This window comes from Microbacterium esteraromaticum, assembly GCF_014084045.1.
Taxonomy (GTDB): Bacteria; Actinomycetota; Actinomycetes; order Actinomycetales; family Microbacteriaceae; genus Microbacterium; species Microbacterium esteraromaticum_D.
Genome location: NZ_CP043732.1, coordinates 2289450 through 2302811 on the forward strand (window position 1 = coordinate 2289450; position 13362 = coordinate 2302811).

Below are 13362 nucleotides of genomic sequence, written 5' to 3' on the forward strand. Positions count from 1 at the left end.
TCAGCCGATCTGCAGATCGAGTCCGAGGTCGAGCGCCCGCGCCGAGTGCGTGAGCGCGCCCACCGAGATCACCTGCACGCCGGTCTCGGCGATTGCGCGCACGGTGTCGAGGCTCACCCCGCCCGAGGCCTCGACCGTTGCACGGCCCGCGATCAGCGCGACTCCCGCGCGCAGGTCGTCGAGAGAGAAGTTGTCGAGCAGCACGGTGTGCGCTCCTCCGTCGAGGACGGCCGGAATCTGGTCGAGGCGGTCGACCTCCACGACGACATGCGTCGTGTGCGGCAGACGGCTCAGGGCATCCCGCAGAGCGACGGCGAGGTCGTGTCCTCCCTGGCGCAGCACGGCGAGGTGGTTGTCCTTCGCCATCACGGCATCGGACAGCGACCGGCGGTGATTGACGCCACCGCCAGAGACGACCGCGTGCCGCTCGAGCTCGCGCAGGCCCGGCGTGGTCTTGCGGGTGTCTGCTATGCGCACCCCGGTGCCGGCGACGGCATCGACGTATGCCGCGGTGAGAGTCGCGATGCCGCTCATCCGCTGCGCGAAGTTGAGCGCCACGCGCTCGGCGGTGAGGATGCTGCGGGCGGCACCGCTGACCGAGGCGAGTGCGTCACCGGCGTCGAAGCGGTCTCCGTCGGCGACGTGCAGGTCGATCCGTGTCGCGGGGTCGGTGAGGGCGAACGCCGCCGTGAGCACCTCGCCGCCGCTGAAGACACCTGGTTCCCGGGCGATGAGGTCGGCGGTCGCGCGCGCCGATGCGGGCAGCAGCGTGGTGCTGGTCAGATCGCCCCACGGGGCGTCCTCCTCCAGGGCCGCCGCGACGGTGCGGTTCAGCGTGGCGGGAGTGATCATGCGGCTCCGATCAGGGCGGGGGAGAGCAGGAAGTGCGCGCCGAGCGAATCGGTGCGGGCGAGGGCGGCGGATGCCACAGCGCGTGCCACCGTGAGGAGGTTCGCATCCTCGTGGGATTCGGGTGTGCTGGCGGGAGGCGCGTTCCATGCGTGCAGCCGGGCGACGGCATCCCGCAGTCCCTCCTCGGTGCGGATCAGGCCCACCTGCTCCCACATGAGTCGCTGCAGCGCCGCGCGGGAGAAGGGCTCCACGTCTGTGCTCGCGCGGCCGGGGGCGTCTCCGCGCGCCGGATGATGCGGCGCGACGGGCCCGGCGGACGGCGACGCCGGACGTGTGAGAGATCCAGCAGCTCGCGCCGCGAAGACGGCCCCCTCGAGCAGCGAGTTCGATGCGAGGCGATTAGCGCCGTGCACGCCGGTGCGCGCGGTCTCGCCCACGGCCCAGAGGCCGGGGAGAGAGGTCCGCCCGTCGACATCGGTGACGACCCCGCCCATCAGGTAGTGCGCGGCGGGGGTCACAGGCACCGGCTGCCGCGACCAGTCGATCCCGCGGCGGCGCAGCTCCGCGTCGATGGTGGGGAAGTGCTCGGCGAGCATCGACGCACCGAGCGCCGTGGCATCGAGCACGACGGGAGCCGCCTGCTCCGCGGCGCGGCGCGCGACGGCCCTCGCAACCACATCGCGCGGCGCGAGGTCCGCATCCGGGTGCTCGTCGAGCATGAATCGGCGGCCCGCTGCGTCCCGCAGCACCGCGCCCGCGCCGCGAACCGCCTCGGAGACGAGGAAGGGCTCGTCGCCCGGGAGCACGGTCGGATGGAACTGCACGAACTCCAGATCCGCGACCGCCACGCCGGCGCGCAGCGCCAGGGCGATCCCGTCTCCGGTGGTTCCGGCGGGATTGGTCGTGTGCGTGTAGAGCTGCCCGGCGCCGCCGGTGGCGAGCACCACGGCGTCGGCGGGCATCTCCTCGCCGCAGCTGGTTCGGATGCCGCGCGCCCGCCCGCCCTGCACGACGAGGCCGGTGACGAGGGCTCCCTCGCGAACGTCGACCGACGACGCCCGCACCCGGGCGGTCAGGGCTGCCGAGATGGCGGCTCCCGTGGCGTCGCCTCCGGCGTGCGCGATGCGCGGGCGGCTGTGCGCGGCCTCGAGTCCGCGGGCGATCGCGCCGTCGGCCAGTCGGTCGAACGGCACGCCGGCGTCGATCAGCTCATCGATCGCCGCTTCGGCACCGTCGACCAGAGCGGTGATCGCGAACGCGTCGCCGTGGCCGTCGCCCGCCTGCAGCGTGTCGAGGGCGTGCAGAGCGGGGGAGTCGCCAGGCCCGTACACGCCGGCGATCCCGCCCTGTGCGTGTGCGGTGCAGCCGTCGCCCAGCGTGTGCTTGACGAGCAGCGTGACGTCATGGCCGAGTGCGTCCGCCCGCAGAGCCGCGGTGAGTCCGGCGATGCCGCCGCCCACGACGATCACGTTCATCGCGGCTTCGCCGCCAGCATCCGCTCGAGCGCGACCCTGGCGGGCTGCGCGACCTCGTCGGCGACGCGGATGCGGTTGCGCACCCGGCCGGCGACGAGATCCTCCAGCACCCAGGCGAGATATCCGGGGTGGATGCGGTACATGGTCGAGCACGGGCAGACGACCGGGTCGAGGCAGAAGATCTCGTGCTGAGGATGCTGGGCGGCGAGGCGTCTGACGAGGTTGATCTCGGTGCCGACCGCGAAGGTCGACGGTGTCGTCGCCGCCGCGATCGCTCGGCGGATGTGGTCGGTCGAGCCCGCCTCGTCGGCCGCGTCGACGACCTCCATCGGACACTCCGGATGCACGATCACCCGCACGCCGGGATGCTCGGCGCGCGCCTTCTCGATCTGCTCGACGGTGAAACGGCGGTGAACCGAGCAGAAGCCGTGCCAGAGGATGACCCTGCTCTCCTGCAGCTCGGTCTCGCTCGATCCGCCGAGCGGGCGGCGAGGGTTCCACATCGGCATCCTCTTCAGCGGCACACCCATCGCCTTGGCGGTGTTGCGGCCCAGGTGCTGATCCGGGAAGAAGAGCACGCGGCGGCCGCGCGCGAACGCCCACTCGAGCACCGTCGCCGCATTCGACGAGGTGCACACGATTCCGCCGTGCCGGCCGACGAAGCCCTTGATCGCGGCGGAGGAGTTCATGTAGGTGACCGGGATCACCGGCAGCAGTCCGTCTGCATCCGGCTGGTCGAGCGGGCCGAGCACGTCTGCCAGCTGCTCCCAGCAGTCCTCGACCTGGTCGATGTCGGCCATGTCGGCCATCGAGCACCCGGCGGCGAGGTTGGGCAGGATCACCGACTGGTCGGGGCCGGAGAGCAGGTCGGCGGTCTCGGCCATGAAGTGCACGCCGCAGAACACGATCGCCTCGGCATCCGGATGCTCGAGCGCGGCGTTCGCGAGCTGGAAGGAGTCGCCCACGTAATCGGCATGGCGCACGACCTCCTCGCGCTGATAGAAGTGCCCGAGCACCACGACGCGATCGCCGAGGGTCTGCTTGGCCGCGCGGATGCGGGCGTCGAGCTCGTCTTCGCCGGCCTCGCGGTACTCTGCAGGCAGCTCGCCCTGCCGAGGTGAGCCGACCGGGATGACATCGCCCATCGACGAGCCCGGGCCGTAGCCGGGCCGGGTGTCGAAGTCCCACGGGTCCGCGGCGAGGTCGGTGGTGCACGTCGCGTCGAGCGACGTGCCGGCGACGATCGCCTGGAGGGCATGGTCGACCGACGGATCGATGGTGCGGGGAATGGACATGAGCCGCCTTCTGGTCGCTATGACATTTACTGCCTGCGAACAGATTAGGTCTATCTGACCAGAAGTGCAATCGGGCGCGGCTGCCGCACACATGCAGGTCGGATGCACGGATGCCGGCGCGGGGGCGGCGTTTCCGCCGACATCCGTGTTTCAGACCTGCATCCGTGCGCGACGCGTGGCGGCGTCGGCCGCCCGTCGAAGGCGGGGACGTCGGTCAGGCGTGCGCGATGTAGCGGTACAGGCGCGCGGGGCGGTGCTTGCCTGTGCGGAACGACTCGGTCGGCACCAGCTCGTCGGACCCCTCGAGAAGGCGACGGAAGTTCGACGGGTCGAGCCGCTGACCGAGCACGGCCTCGTACACCTCGCGCAGCTCGGTGAGGGTGAACTCGTCGGGCAGCAGCCCCGCGGCGATGCGGCTGTAGCCGACCTTGTTGCGCAGCCGCCACAGTGCGTAGTCGGCGATGCGGTTGTGATCGAAGGCCAGAGGAGGCAGCGCGTCGACGTCGAACCACTCCACGTTCTCCGGCGCCCCCACGCGCGCTCGCTGGCGGTCGACGAGATCCGAGCGCAGCAGCGCCCAGTAGACGATCGATATCGTGCGCGACGGCGCCCGGTCGACCGCGCCGAACGTGTACAGCTGCTCGAGATAGCTCGGCTCGAGCGCCGTCGTCTCGGCGAGCGTGCGGGATGCCGCGGCATCCAGGTCCTCCGCGGCGTCCAGCCATCCGCCTGGCAGCGCCCACGACCCGCGATGCGGCTCGCGTGTGCGGCGCACGAGAGGGAGCATGAGGCGCTCGCCGTCGTCCGCAGTGCGCAGCGAGAAGATCACCGTCGAGACCGCGACGCCGATCGCGTCGCTTCCACTGGTCGTGCCACTCACATCGACGAGCCTAGACGGCGTCAGGAGATCCACGCGGCGACGGCCTGCCAGACGGCGAAGCCGGCGCCGATGATCACGGCCCACATCAGCAGCGCCAGTGGCACCGCGAACACGATGCCGCGAACGGCGTCCGGCGGACGGTGAGGGGGACCATCCGCCGGACAGGGGCATTCCATGGCGTCGGCCGATTCTGGGAGGGGCGCGATGTCCCGTCCCTCGCTCGTCGCGTGCACGGGCTCGTGGAGGGGATCCATCGAGCGCCCGACGCGCGACGACTCAGATTCGACGCACACTGATTGCCTTCCGTTCGGACGCGCGCACGGGAGGGCGCGGAGGAGCGGGGCCGCTCCTCGGCGCGGGCGCTGGGGTCGCCACGGCGCGTCGTCCGCCCTCTATTCTGTTCGGCGCTCCGGCGCCGGGGGAGAGCGGCAGGGGTGAAACCCGGTGTGAAATCGTGGACGCCTCGGTCCGGCATCCGCGTAGCGTAGTGGGTTACATCGCCACGACGGGCGATGTCCTGCGCCGACGGCGCCGAGTGAGCGGAGAAGCCGGTGACTGACGAACACGCGTCCGCACCGGGCGCAGCAGGCTCGGTCGCGCCCGATCTGCCTGCAGCCTTCCTCGACGCGATCGCCGAGGGCGATCCCCGCGCCGCCGAGGCCGCCGCACGCCTGGCGTGGTTCGAGCTCGCGGGGCGATGCGCGACCCCGACCGGTGAGGCTCTGCGCAGGCTGGACGACGCCTCGCTCGAGGAGAGCCCCCTGCTGAGCATGCTCGCCGGCCTCTGCGAGCTCGAGGCCGGCCGCGAATCCGAAGGCGCACTGCTCCGGATCGCGAGGGCCGTCGAGGCCGCGCAGGACGACCGTCGCGGGGTCATGGCGATCGACCGTGCACTCATCCTCTCGGCCGAGAGCGCACGACACCAGCGCCACGGCAGGTTGGACGAGGCGAACGACGTGGCGCGTGCGGCGCTCGCGCACGCCCGTGAGGCCACGACACGGCTCCGCTCGGTCCCGCTGTCGGACCTGTTCACCCAGATCGGTGTGGCGCTGCACTACACGGGCGAGGTCGATCTCGCCCTCGAGGCGTTCTCGGCCGGGCAGGCTGTCGCGCCGACGACGCCCGGTCCGGTGGATGCGACCGAGATCGCGGGGCTCGCCGCCGTGTTCGCCTACGAGGGGGACATCGCCCTCGCCGCACGCTACCTCGACCATGCGCGCGCAGCAGGGGCCGGCCGCGCGCTGACGCCGGCGGGGGCGGTCAACGACTGGGTGGCGGCGTCGATGATCGAGCTGGAGCGCTTCGACGGCGACGGGGTGCTCGCCAGGCTCGAGTCGATAGACACGGAGGTCCCCTTCGAGCAGCGTCTCGCCCTCGACATCGTGGCCGCCATGGCGCGCATGGTGTCCGGCGATCCGGCCACGGCGCTCGCCGGGCTCGAGGCTCAGATGAGATCGATCGAACTGCACAGCGGACGCAGTGTGCCCCCCAGCTCGGTCGCGTTCACCCGGTCGATGCTGCAGCTGAGCCTCGGCAACGTGCGCGTGGCATCGGCCATCGTCGAAAGCGACTTCGCGGTCGGGCCGACCCGCGAGGTGGCCAGAGCACGCATCGAGCTGGTCCGCGGGCATCCCGGATCCGCCTTCCGGAGGCTGGCCGAGCTGTCGACGGATCCTCTGCCGCTGCGCACAGCGGCAGAGGCATCCGCGATCGAGACGGCCGCCCTGCTGCGCCGGCGCGGCTCTACCCGCGCCGATGCCGCGATCGACTACCTCGGTGCACTCCTCCTTCGCACGGGGCTGAGGATGCCTCTGGCGTTCCTTCCCCACGCGGATTTCGATCGCGTGGTGGCGGGGCTGCACGCGGCCGGGCACGGCGCTCTCCTCGCCGGGCTGCCGGCGCGCTCGGTGCTTCCCGATCTGGTGTCGGCGGAGGCGCTGACCGCGCGGGAGCGGACCGTGCTCTCCGCCCTGATGGACAGCGGCTCGGCCGCCGACATCGCGCGGCAGCTGTACGTGTCGCCGAACACGGTGAAATCGCAGTTGCGCAGCATCTATCGCAAGCTCGGCGCGGCCAGCAGGCAGGAGGCGATCATGATCGCCGTGGAGCGCCAGCTGCTGTCGCCGAGCGACGAGGCGGATGCCGAGCAGGACCCGCACGACTGAGTCCGGCGAGCGTCCGGGAGTGACTCCGTGCACCGCCCGCATCCCGCTATGCTGGAGGCCTAATCGAACACTGGCCGCATGACCTGTGCGGGAGAGCCCGATGATCGCGGTCGGGCACCGAAGGAGCAAGCCTCCCCGCCAATCTCTCAGGTATCCCTACCGCCCCGGTCCGGCCGCTCTGAAAAGAGATGCGCACGCATCCGCCGACGGTGAAAGCCCTCGTGCACTGGCTCCTCGAGTCCGTGGCAGGGCGAAGCTCTCAGGCACGATGACAGAGGGGGAGTTCCAAGGATGCCGATGACGTCGTCCTGCCCGACTCCGACCGGGAGAACTCCGTGACAGAACCCCGCTACACCCCACTCCGCGACCGACACGAGGCGCTGGGCGCCTCCTTCACCGACTTCGGCGGCTGGCAGATGCCCGTCCGCTACACGTCCGACCTGGCCGAGCACCACGCGGTGCGCGAGGCCGCGGGCATCTTCGACATCTCGCACATGGCCGAGTTCATCGTCGACGGCGCCCGGGCAGCCGAATACCTCGACTACGCCCTGGCCGGTCGGCTGTCTGTCATGGCCGTCGGCAAGGCGAAGTACTCGCTCCTGCTCGCCGAGGACGGCGGCATCATCGACGACGTCATCGTCTACCGGATGGGGGAGCAGCGTTTCCTCATCATCTCCAATGCCGGCAATCGAGATGCCGTGCGCGAAGCCCTCACGGCTCGCACCGGATCGTTCGCGGCAGGAGCGCCGGTGCCCCCATCCGCCGACGGCTCGTTCGGGTTCATCGCCGGCTCGTCCGGCGACGTGGCGGTCGACGATGTCTCCGACGATTACGCCCTGATCGCGGTGCAGGGCCCGAAGGCGGCCGAGATCGTCGCCGCGATCGACGGCATCGACGAGGTCAGCGTCCCGTGGGACGAGCAGAAGTACTACGCCTGGGCGAGCGCCCGGTACCGTGGCAAGCCGCTGCTGCTGGCTCGCACCGGCTACACCGGCGAAGACGGCTTCGAGCTGCTGGTCGACGCCGCTGACGCGGCGGAGCTGTGGGACGCCGCGCTCGCCGCCGGAGCCGATCACGGCCTCGTGCCCGCCGGACTCGCGGCCCGCGACACCCTGCGCCTGGAGGCGGGGATGCCGCTGTACGGCAATGAGCTGAGCCTGGACACCGTCCCCGCGCAGGCCGGTCTCGGCCGCGTGGTCGTCGCCGACAAGGAGCGCTTCGTCGGCAAGGACGCCCTCGCAGGCGGCTCCACGGGAGCCGGAGCTCAGGCTGGTCGGACCCTGATCGGCCTGACCGCCGAGGGACGCCGCGCCGGCCGAGCCGGGTACGCCGTCGTGCTCGAGGACGGCACCGTCGTCGGCGAGATCACCAGCGGCGCCCTCAGCCCCACACTCGGCCACCCGATCGCGATGGCCTACGTCGACCCCTCGTCTGCCGAAGAGGGCACCGACCTGTTCCTCGACGTCCGGGGGACGAAGATCCCCGCCACCCGCACCGCCCTGCCTTTCTACCGGAGGAAGAAATGACCGATCTCAGCAACCTCAAGTACAGCGAAGAGCACGAGTGGGTCGCCCTGGAGGGCGCCACCGCGACGATCGGAATCACCGACTTCGCCGCCGATGCACTCGGCGACATCGTGTTCGTCGAACTGCCCGAGGTGGGCGCCGAGTTCACCCGCGGCGACGTGTTCGGCGAGGCCGAGTCGACCAAGTCGGTCTCTGAGCTGTACGCGCCGGTCACCGGCACCGTCGTCGAGATCAACGACGCGGTCGTCGACGACCCCGCGCTGCTGAACTCATCGCCCTTCGGCGACGCATGGCTGATCAAGGTCGAGGTCGCCGATGGCGCGCTTGACGGACTGCTCGACCGCGACGCCTACGTGGCGCACACGGAGGCGTGAGAGTGACCTCATTCGCAGATCGTCACATCGGCATCACCGCTGAGGCGCGCGAGCGGATGCTCGCCGCCCTCGGGATCTCCGCGGCCGCCGAGGCATCCGATGACCCGACGGCTGAGGCGCCCATCGAGGCGCTGATGCGCCAGGCCGTGCCCGCATCGATCTTCACCGGGCCCTCCGAGGAGACGGTCATCCCGTCTGCGGCCAGCGAGGCCGAGGCGCTCGCCGAGCTGCGCGCTCTGGCGAGCCGCAACACCGTCAACCGCGCGATGATCGGCCTCGGCTACTACGGCACGCTCACGCCGTCGGTCATCCAGCGCAACGTGCTCGAGAACCCGTCCTGGTACACGGCATACACGCCGTACCAGCCCGAGATCTCACAGGGACGCCTCGAGGCGCTGATCAACTTCCAGACGATGGTCTCCGACCTCACGGGGCTGTCGACCGCGAACGCGTCGATGCTCGACGAGTCGACGGCTGTCGCCGAGGGAATGCTGCTGGCTCGGCGTGCCTCGAAGTCGAAGTCGAACGTGTTCGTCGTCGACGCCGACGCCCTCCCGCAGACCAAGGCGCTGCTGCGCACTCGTGCGGATGCCGTCGGCATCGAGCTCGTCGAGCGCGACCTCGCCGGCAGCGAGCAGCTTCCTGACGAGCTCTTCGGCGTGCTCGTGCAGTACCCGGGCGCCTCCGGCCGCGTGTGGGACCCGAGCGCGGTCATCGACGCCGCGCACGTCGCGAACGGCATCGCGGTCGCCGCCGCCGACCTGCTCGCCCTCACGCTGCTGCGCTCGCCCGGCTCGCTCGGCGCCGACGTCGGCGTCGGCACGACGCAGCGCTTCGGAGTGCCGATGGCGTTCGGCGGTCCGCACGCCGGCTACATGGCCGTTCGCGCGGGTCTCGAGCGCCAGCTGCCCGGGCGCCTGGTCGGCGTCTCGGTCGACGCCGTGGGCTATCCCGCCTACCGTCTGTCGCTGCAGACCCGCGAGCAGCACATCCGCCGCGAGAAGGCGACCTCGAACATCTGCACCGCGCAGGTGCTGCTGGCGGTGATGGCCTCGATGTACGCGGTCTATCACGGTCCTGACGGCCTGCGGGCGATCGCGGCCGAGGTCGCGGGGAAGGCCGCGCTGCTGCGCGACTGGCTGGTCGAAGCGGATGCCGAGATCGTGCACGACTCGTTCTTCGACACCGTCAACGTCCGTGTCGCCGGAGGAGCGGATGCCCTGGTCGCCAGGGCCCACGCCGAGGGCATCCTGCTGCGTCCTGTCGACGCCGACACCGTCGGCATCTCGGTCGACGAGACCACCACCTTCACCGACCTGCACCGCGTCGCGGTGCTGTTCGGCGGCAAGGAGGAGCGGGTCTTCGGCTTCTTCGGAGCGGGCTCCACCGGCGCTCTGCCCGAGACGCTGCTCCGCGAGGACGAGTACCTCACGCACCCGGTCTTCCACGCACACCGCTCAGAGACCGCCATGATGCGCTACCTGAAGCAGCTCGCCGACCGCGACTATGCGCTCGATCGCGGCATGATCCCGCTCGGCTCGTGCACGATGAAGCTCAACGCGGCGACCGAGATGGCGGCGGTCACCTGGCCGGAGTTCGCTCAGCTGCACCCCTTCGCCCCTGTCGAAGACGTCGAGGGCTCTCTGGCCATGATCGACCAGCTCGAGGCGTGGCTCGCAGAGGTCACCGGCTACGACGCGGTCTCGCTGCAGCCGAACGCCGGTTCTCAGGGCGAGCTGGCGGGTCTGCTCGCGATCCGCGGGTACCACCTGGCCAATGGCGACACGCACCGCGATGTGTGCCTCATCCCGAGCTCAGCGCACGGCACGAACGCGGCATCGGCCGTGCTCGCGGGCATGAAGGTCGTCGTCGTCGCCACCGACGAGCTCGGCAACGTCGATCTCGATGACCTGCGCGCGAAGATCGCCCAGCACGCCGACGCCCTGTCGGCGCTGATGATCACCTACCCGTCGACGCACGGTGTGTACGAGCAGCAGGTGGTCGACATCACCTCGGCCGTGCACGAGGCGGGAGGCCAGGTCTACGTCGACGGCGCGAACCTCAACGCCCTGCTCGGCTACGCCCGCTTCGGCGACCTCGGCGGCGACGTGTCGCACCTGAACCTGCACAAGACCTTCGCCATCCCGCACGGCGGCGGCGGTCCCGGCATCGGCCCGGTGGCGGCCAAGGCACACCTCGCGCCGTACCTGCCTGGCCACCCGCAGGCGCAGAAGAGCGAGCACGCCGGCGGCTTCGTGTTCGACGGCGGTCCCGTCTCGGGTGCCCCGTACGGATCGGCGGGTGTCCTGCCGATCTCGTGGGCGTACGTGCGCATGATGGGCGCCGAGGGCCTGCGCGACGCCACGGCGGCGGCGGTGCTCTCTGCGAACTACATCGCGCAGCGCCTTCGCGATCACTACCCGGTGCTGTACACCGGGGAGAACGGTCGCGTCGCGCACGAGTGCATCCTCGACCTGCGTCCGCTGAAGGAGGCCACCGGCATCTCCGTCGACGACGTGGCCAAGCGCCTGATCGACTACGGCTTCCACGCCCCGACCATGTCGTTCCCCGTGGCGGGAACCCTGATGGTCGAGCCGACGGAATCCGAGGACCTCGCCGAGGTCGACCGCTTCATCGAGGCGATGATCCAGATCAAGGCCGAGGCGGATGCCGTCGCGGCAGGCACCTGGCCGACAGACGACAACCCTCTGGTGAACGCGCCGCACACCGCTGCGTCGCTCATCGCGGGGGAGTGGCAGCATGCATACTCCCGTGAGGTCGCGGCGTACCCGGTGCATGCGCTGATCGCGTCGAAGTACTGGCCGCCGGTGCGTCGCATCGACCAGGCGTACGGCGACCGCAACCTCGTGTGCGCCTGCCCGCCGATCGAGGCTTTCGCCTGACATCGGGTCACCGGTGATCACCCCCGTCGCGCCAGCGCCGGGGGTGATTCGGTTAAGGGTCCATAACAGTTGTCCGGGGGTGCTGGTGACATCGCCGAGGGGACCTAGGATCAGACCTGAGCGCGCTTGATGACGAGCGCGCGCTTGTCCCGGTCCACAGGAGGACACTGTGAAGCACAACAAGATCACACTCGCGGGCGTCGCGCTGCTCGCGGCGGGTGCCCTGGCACTCTCCGGCTGCGCAGGCGGCGGCGATACGCCAGATGCAGACAAGGGCTCCTCGAGCACCGATGCATCCGCGATCATCAAGGTCAACGGCTCTGAACCGCAGAACCCGCTGATCCCGACTAACACCAACGAGACCGGTGGCGGCAAGATCCTCGACGCGATCTTCGCCGGACTCATCGGCTACGAGGCCGATGGTGCGGTGTTCAACGAGGTGGCCGAGGAGATCACCGTCGATGACCCGCAGAACCTCACGGTCAAGCTCCGCAAGGGCCTGAAGTTCACCGACGGCGAAGAGGTCACCGCCGACAACTTCATCAAGGCGTGGAACTACGGCGCCCTGGCTTCGAACGAGCAGCTCTCCAGCTACTTCTTCGAGGACATCGAGGGCTTCAGCTACGACGAGGACTCCGAGCTGACCGGTCTGAAGCAGGTCGACGACCACACCTTCACGATCACGCTGAACAAGCCGGCCTCCGACTTCGCCCAGCGCCTCGGCTACTCGGCCTACTACCCGCTCCCGGACGTCGCGTTCGAGGACATGGAGGCCTTCGGCGAGAACCCGATCGGCAACGGCCCCTACATGCTCGACGGTGAGGGCGCGTGGAAGCACGACGTGGGCATCAACCTCGTCGCCAACCCCGACTACGACGGCCCGAGCAAGGCTGCCAACGGCGGTCTGGAGATCGTCTTCTACGCCACGCAGGACGCGGCGTACAACGACCTTCTCGCCAACGAGCTCGATGTCCTGGACGCCATCCCGGACTCGGCCTTCGGCAACTACGAGTCCGACCTGGGCGACCGCGCGGTCAACCAGCCCGCGGCCATCTTCCAGTCCTTCACCATCCCTGAGCGCCTCAAGCACTTCAGCGGCGAAGAGGGCAACCTGCGTCGCCAGGCGATCTCGATGGCGATCAACCGCCAGGAGATCACCGAGGTGATCTTCCAGGGCACCCGCACCCCGGCCAGCGACTTCACCTCGCCGGTCATCGATGGCTGGACCGACTCCCTCGAGGGCTCCGAGGTTCTCGAGTTCAACGAGGACAAGGCCAAGGAGCTGTGGGCCGAGGCCGACAAGATCCAGCCCTGGACCGGTTCGTTCCAGATCGCGTACAACGCAGACGGCGGCCACCAGGCCTGGGTCGACGCGACCGTGAACTCGATCAAGAACACGCTCGGCATCGACGCCTCGGGTGCACCGTACCCGACGTTCGCCGAGCTGCGCGGCAAGGTCACCGACCGCACCATCGAGACCGCGTTCCGCACCGGATGGCAGGCCGACTACCCCGGTCTGTACAACTTCCTCGGACCGCTCTACGCGACCAACGCGGGTTCGAACGACGGCGACTACTCCAGCGCTGAGTTCGACAAGCTGCTGTCGGACGGCATCTCGGAGACCGACCCGGAGGCAGCCAACAAGCTGTACCAGGAGGCTCAGTCGGTGCTGCTGAAGGACCTGCCCGTCGTGCCGCTGTGGTACTCGAACGTGGTCGGTGGCTACGGCGAGAACGTCGACAACGTGCAGTTCGGCTGGAACTCGGTTCCGCTCTTCTCCGACATCGAGAAGAAGACGGCGGAGTAACCCTTCGCGACGAGGCGGTGGTGCACCACACCACCGCCTCGTTCTCTTTGCCCTGAGGCGCGCGATCCGCGTCTCTCACCCGAAG

10 protein-coding genes and 2 riboswitches are annotated in these 13362 nt (G+C 69.9%); of the genes, 5 read left to right on the top strand and 5 right to left on the bottom strand.

Annotation, left to right across the window (positions count from 1 at the left end):
• From nadC to FVO59_RS16560, 5 genes are all read right to left on the bottom strand, one after another.
• The gene (gene nadC / locus FVO59_RS10815; protein WP_182252643.1) at nt 1-852 is read right to left on the bottom strand and encodes a carboxylating nicotinate-nucleotide diphosphorylase; all 852 of its coding nucleotides are present in this window, start codon (nt 850-852) and stop codon (nt 1-3) included.
• On the bottom strand, nt 849-2327 hold the full coding sequence (nadB, locus tag FVO59_RS10820; protein WP_182252644.1) for an L-aspartate oxidase: 1479 nt from the start codon (nt 2325-2327) through the stop codon (nt 849-851). The genes nadC and nadB overlap by 4 nt, the downstream gene beginning before the upstream one ends.
• Nucleotides 2324-3622 carry a quinolinate synthase NadA gene (gene nadA / locus FVO59_RS10825; protein WP_182252645.1) on the bottom strand — a complete coding sequence of 433 codons (1299 nt, stop codon included), beginning with the start codon at nt 3620-3622 and terminating at the stop codon, nt 2324-2326. Before nadA ends, nadB begins: the two co-directional genes overlap by 4 nt.
• A gap of 214 nt (nt 3623-3836) precedes the next feature.
• On the bottom strand, nt 3837-4502 hold the full coding sequence (locus tag FVO59_RS10830; protein WP_259363170.1) for an NUDIX hydrolase: 666 nt from the start codon (nt 4500-4502) through the stop codon (nt 3837-3839).
• A gap of 20 nt (nt 4503-4522) precedes the next feature.
• The gene (locus tag FVO59_RS16560) at nt 4523-4756 is read right to left on the bottom strand and encodes a hypothetical protein (protein ID WP_259363171.1); all 234 of its coding nucleotides are present in this window, start codon (nt 4754-4756) and stop codon (nt 4523-4525) included.
• 297 nt (nt 4757-5053) lie between these two features.
• On the opposite strand from FVO59_RS16560, the gene FVO59_RS10835 reads away from it, so the two are divergent.
• From FVO59_RS10835 to FVO59_RS10855, 5 genes are all read left to right on the top strand, one after another.
• Entirely contained in the window at nt 5054-6667 is a 1614-nt protein-coding gene (locus FVO59_RS10835; RefSeq protein WP_182252647.1) for a response regulator transcription factor, read from the top strand.
• A 78-nt stretch (nt 6668-6745) separates the two neighbouring features.
• A riboswitch (glycine riboswitch) is annotated at nt 6746-6839 on the top strand.
• A gap of 1 nt (nt 6840) precedes the next feature.
• A riboswitch (glycine riboswitch) is annotated at nt 6841-6949 on the top strand.
• Between the two features lie 53 nt (nt 6950-7002).
• Nucleotides 7003-8193 carry a glycine cleavage system aminomethyltransferase GcvT gene (locus FVO59_RS10840; RefSeq protein WP_182252648.1) on the top strand — a complete coding sequence of 397 codons (1191 nt, stop codon included), beginning with the start codon at nt 7003-7005 and terminating at the stop codon, nt 8191-8193.
• Nucleotides 8190-8567, top strand: coding sequence for a glycine cleavage system protein GcvH (gene gcvH, locus FVO59_RS10845; protein ID WP_182252649.1), 378 nt, complete (start codon nt 8190-8192; stop codon nt 8565-8567). Before FVO59_RS10840 ends, gcvH begins: the two co-directional genes overlap by 4 nt.
• Before the next feature lie 56 nt (nt 8568-8623).
• Entirely contained in the window at nt 8624-11470 is a 2847-nt protein-coding gene (gcvP, locus tag FVO59_RS10850; protein ID WP_430736350.1) for an aminomethyl-transferring glycine dehydrogenase, read from the top strand.
• A gap of 169 nt (nt 11471-11639) precedes the next feature.
• On the top strand, nt 11640-13277 hold the full coding sequence (locus FVO59_RS10855) for a peptide ABC transporter substrate-binding protein (protein ID WP_182252651.1): 1638 nt from the start codon (nt 11640-11642) through the stop codon (nt 13275-13277).
• Nucleotides 13278-13362 lie beyond the last annotated feature (85 nt).

Coding starts and splice junctions, on each gene's coding strand:
- nadC (WP_182252643.1), bottom strand. CDS start 852: ATGATCACTCCCGCCACGCTGAACCGCACCGTCGCGGCGGCCCTGGAG.
- nadB (WP_182252644.1), bottom strand. CDS start 2,327: ATGAACGTGATCGTCGTGGGCGGCGGCATCGCCGGACTCACCGCGGCT.
- nadA (WP_182252645.1), bottom strand. CDS start 3,622: ATGTCCATTCCCCGCACCATCGATCCGTCGGTCGACCATGCCCTCCAG.
- FVO59_RS16560 (WP_259363171.1), bottom strand. CDS start 4,756: ATGGATCCCCTCCACGAGCCCGTGCACGCGACGAGCGAGGGACGGGAC.
- gcvH (WP_182252649.1), top strand. CDS start 8,190: ATGACCGATCTCAGCAACCTCAAGTACAGCGAAGAGCACGAGTGGGTC.
- gcvP (WP_430736350.1), top strand. CDS start 8,624: ATGCTCGCCGCCCTCGGGATCTCCGCGGCCGCCGAGGCATCCGATGAC.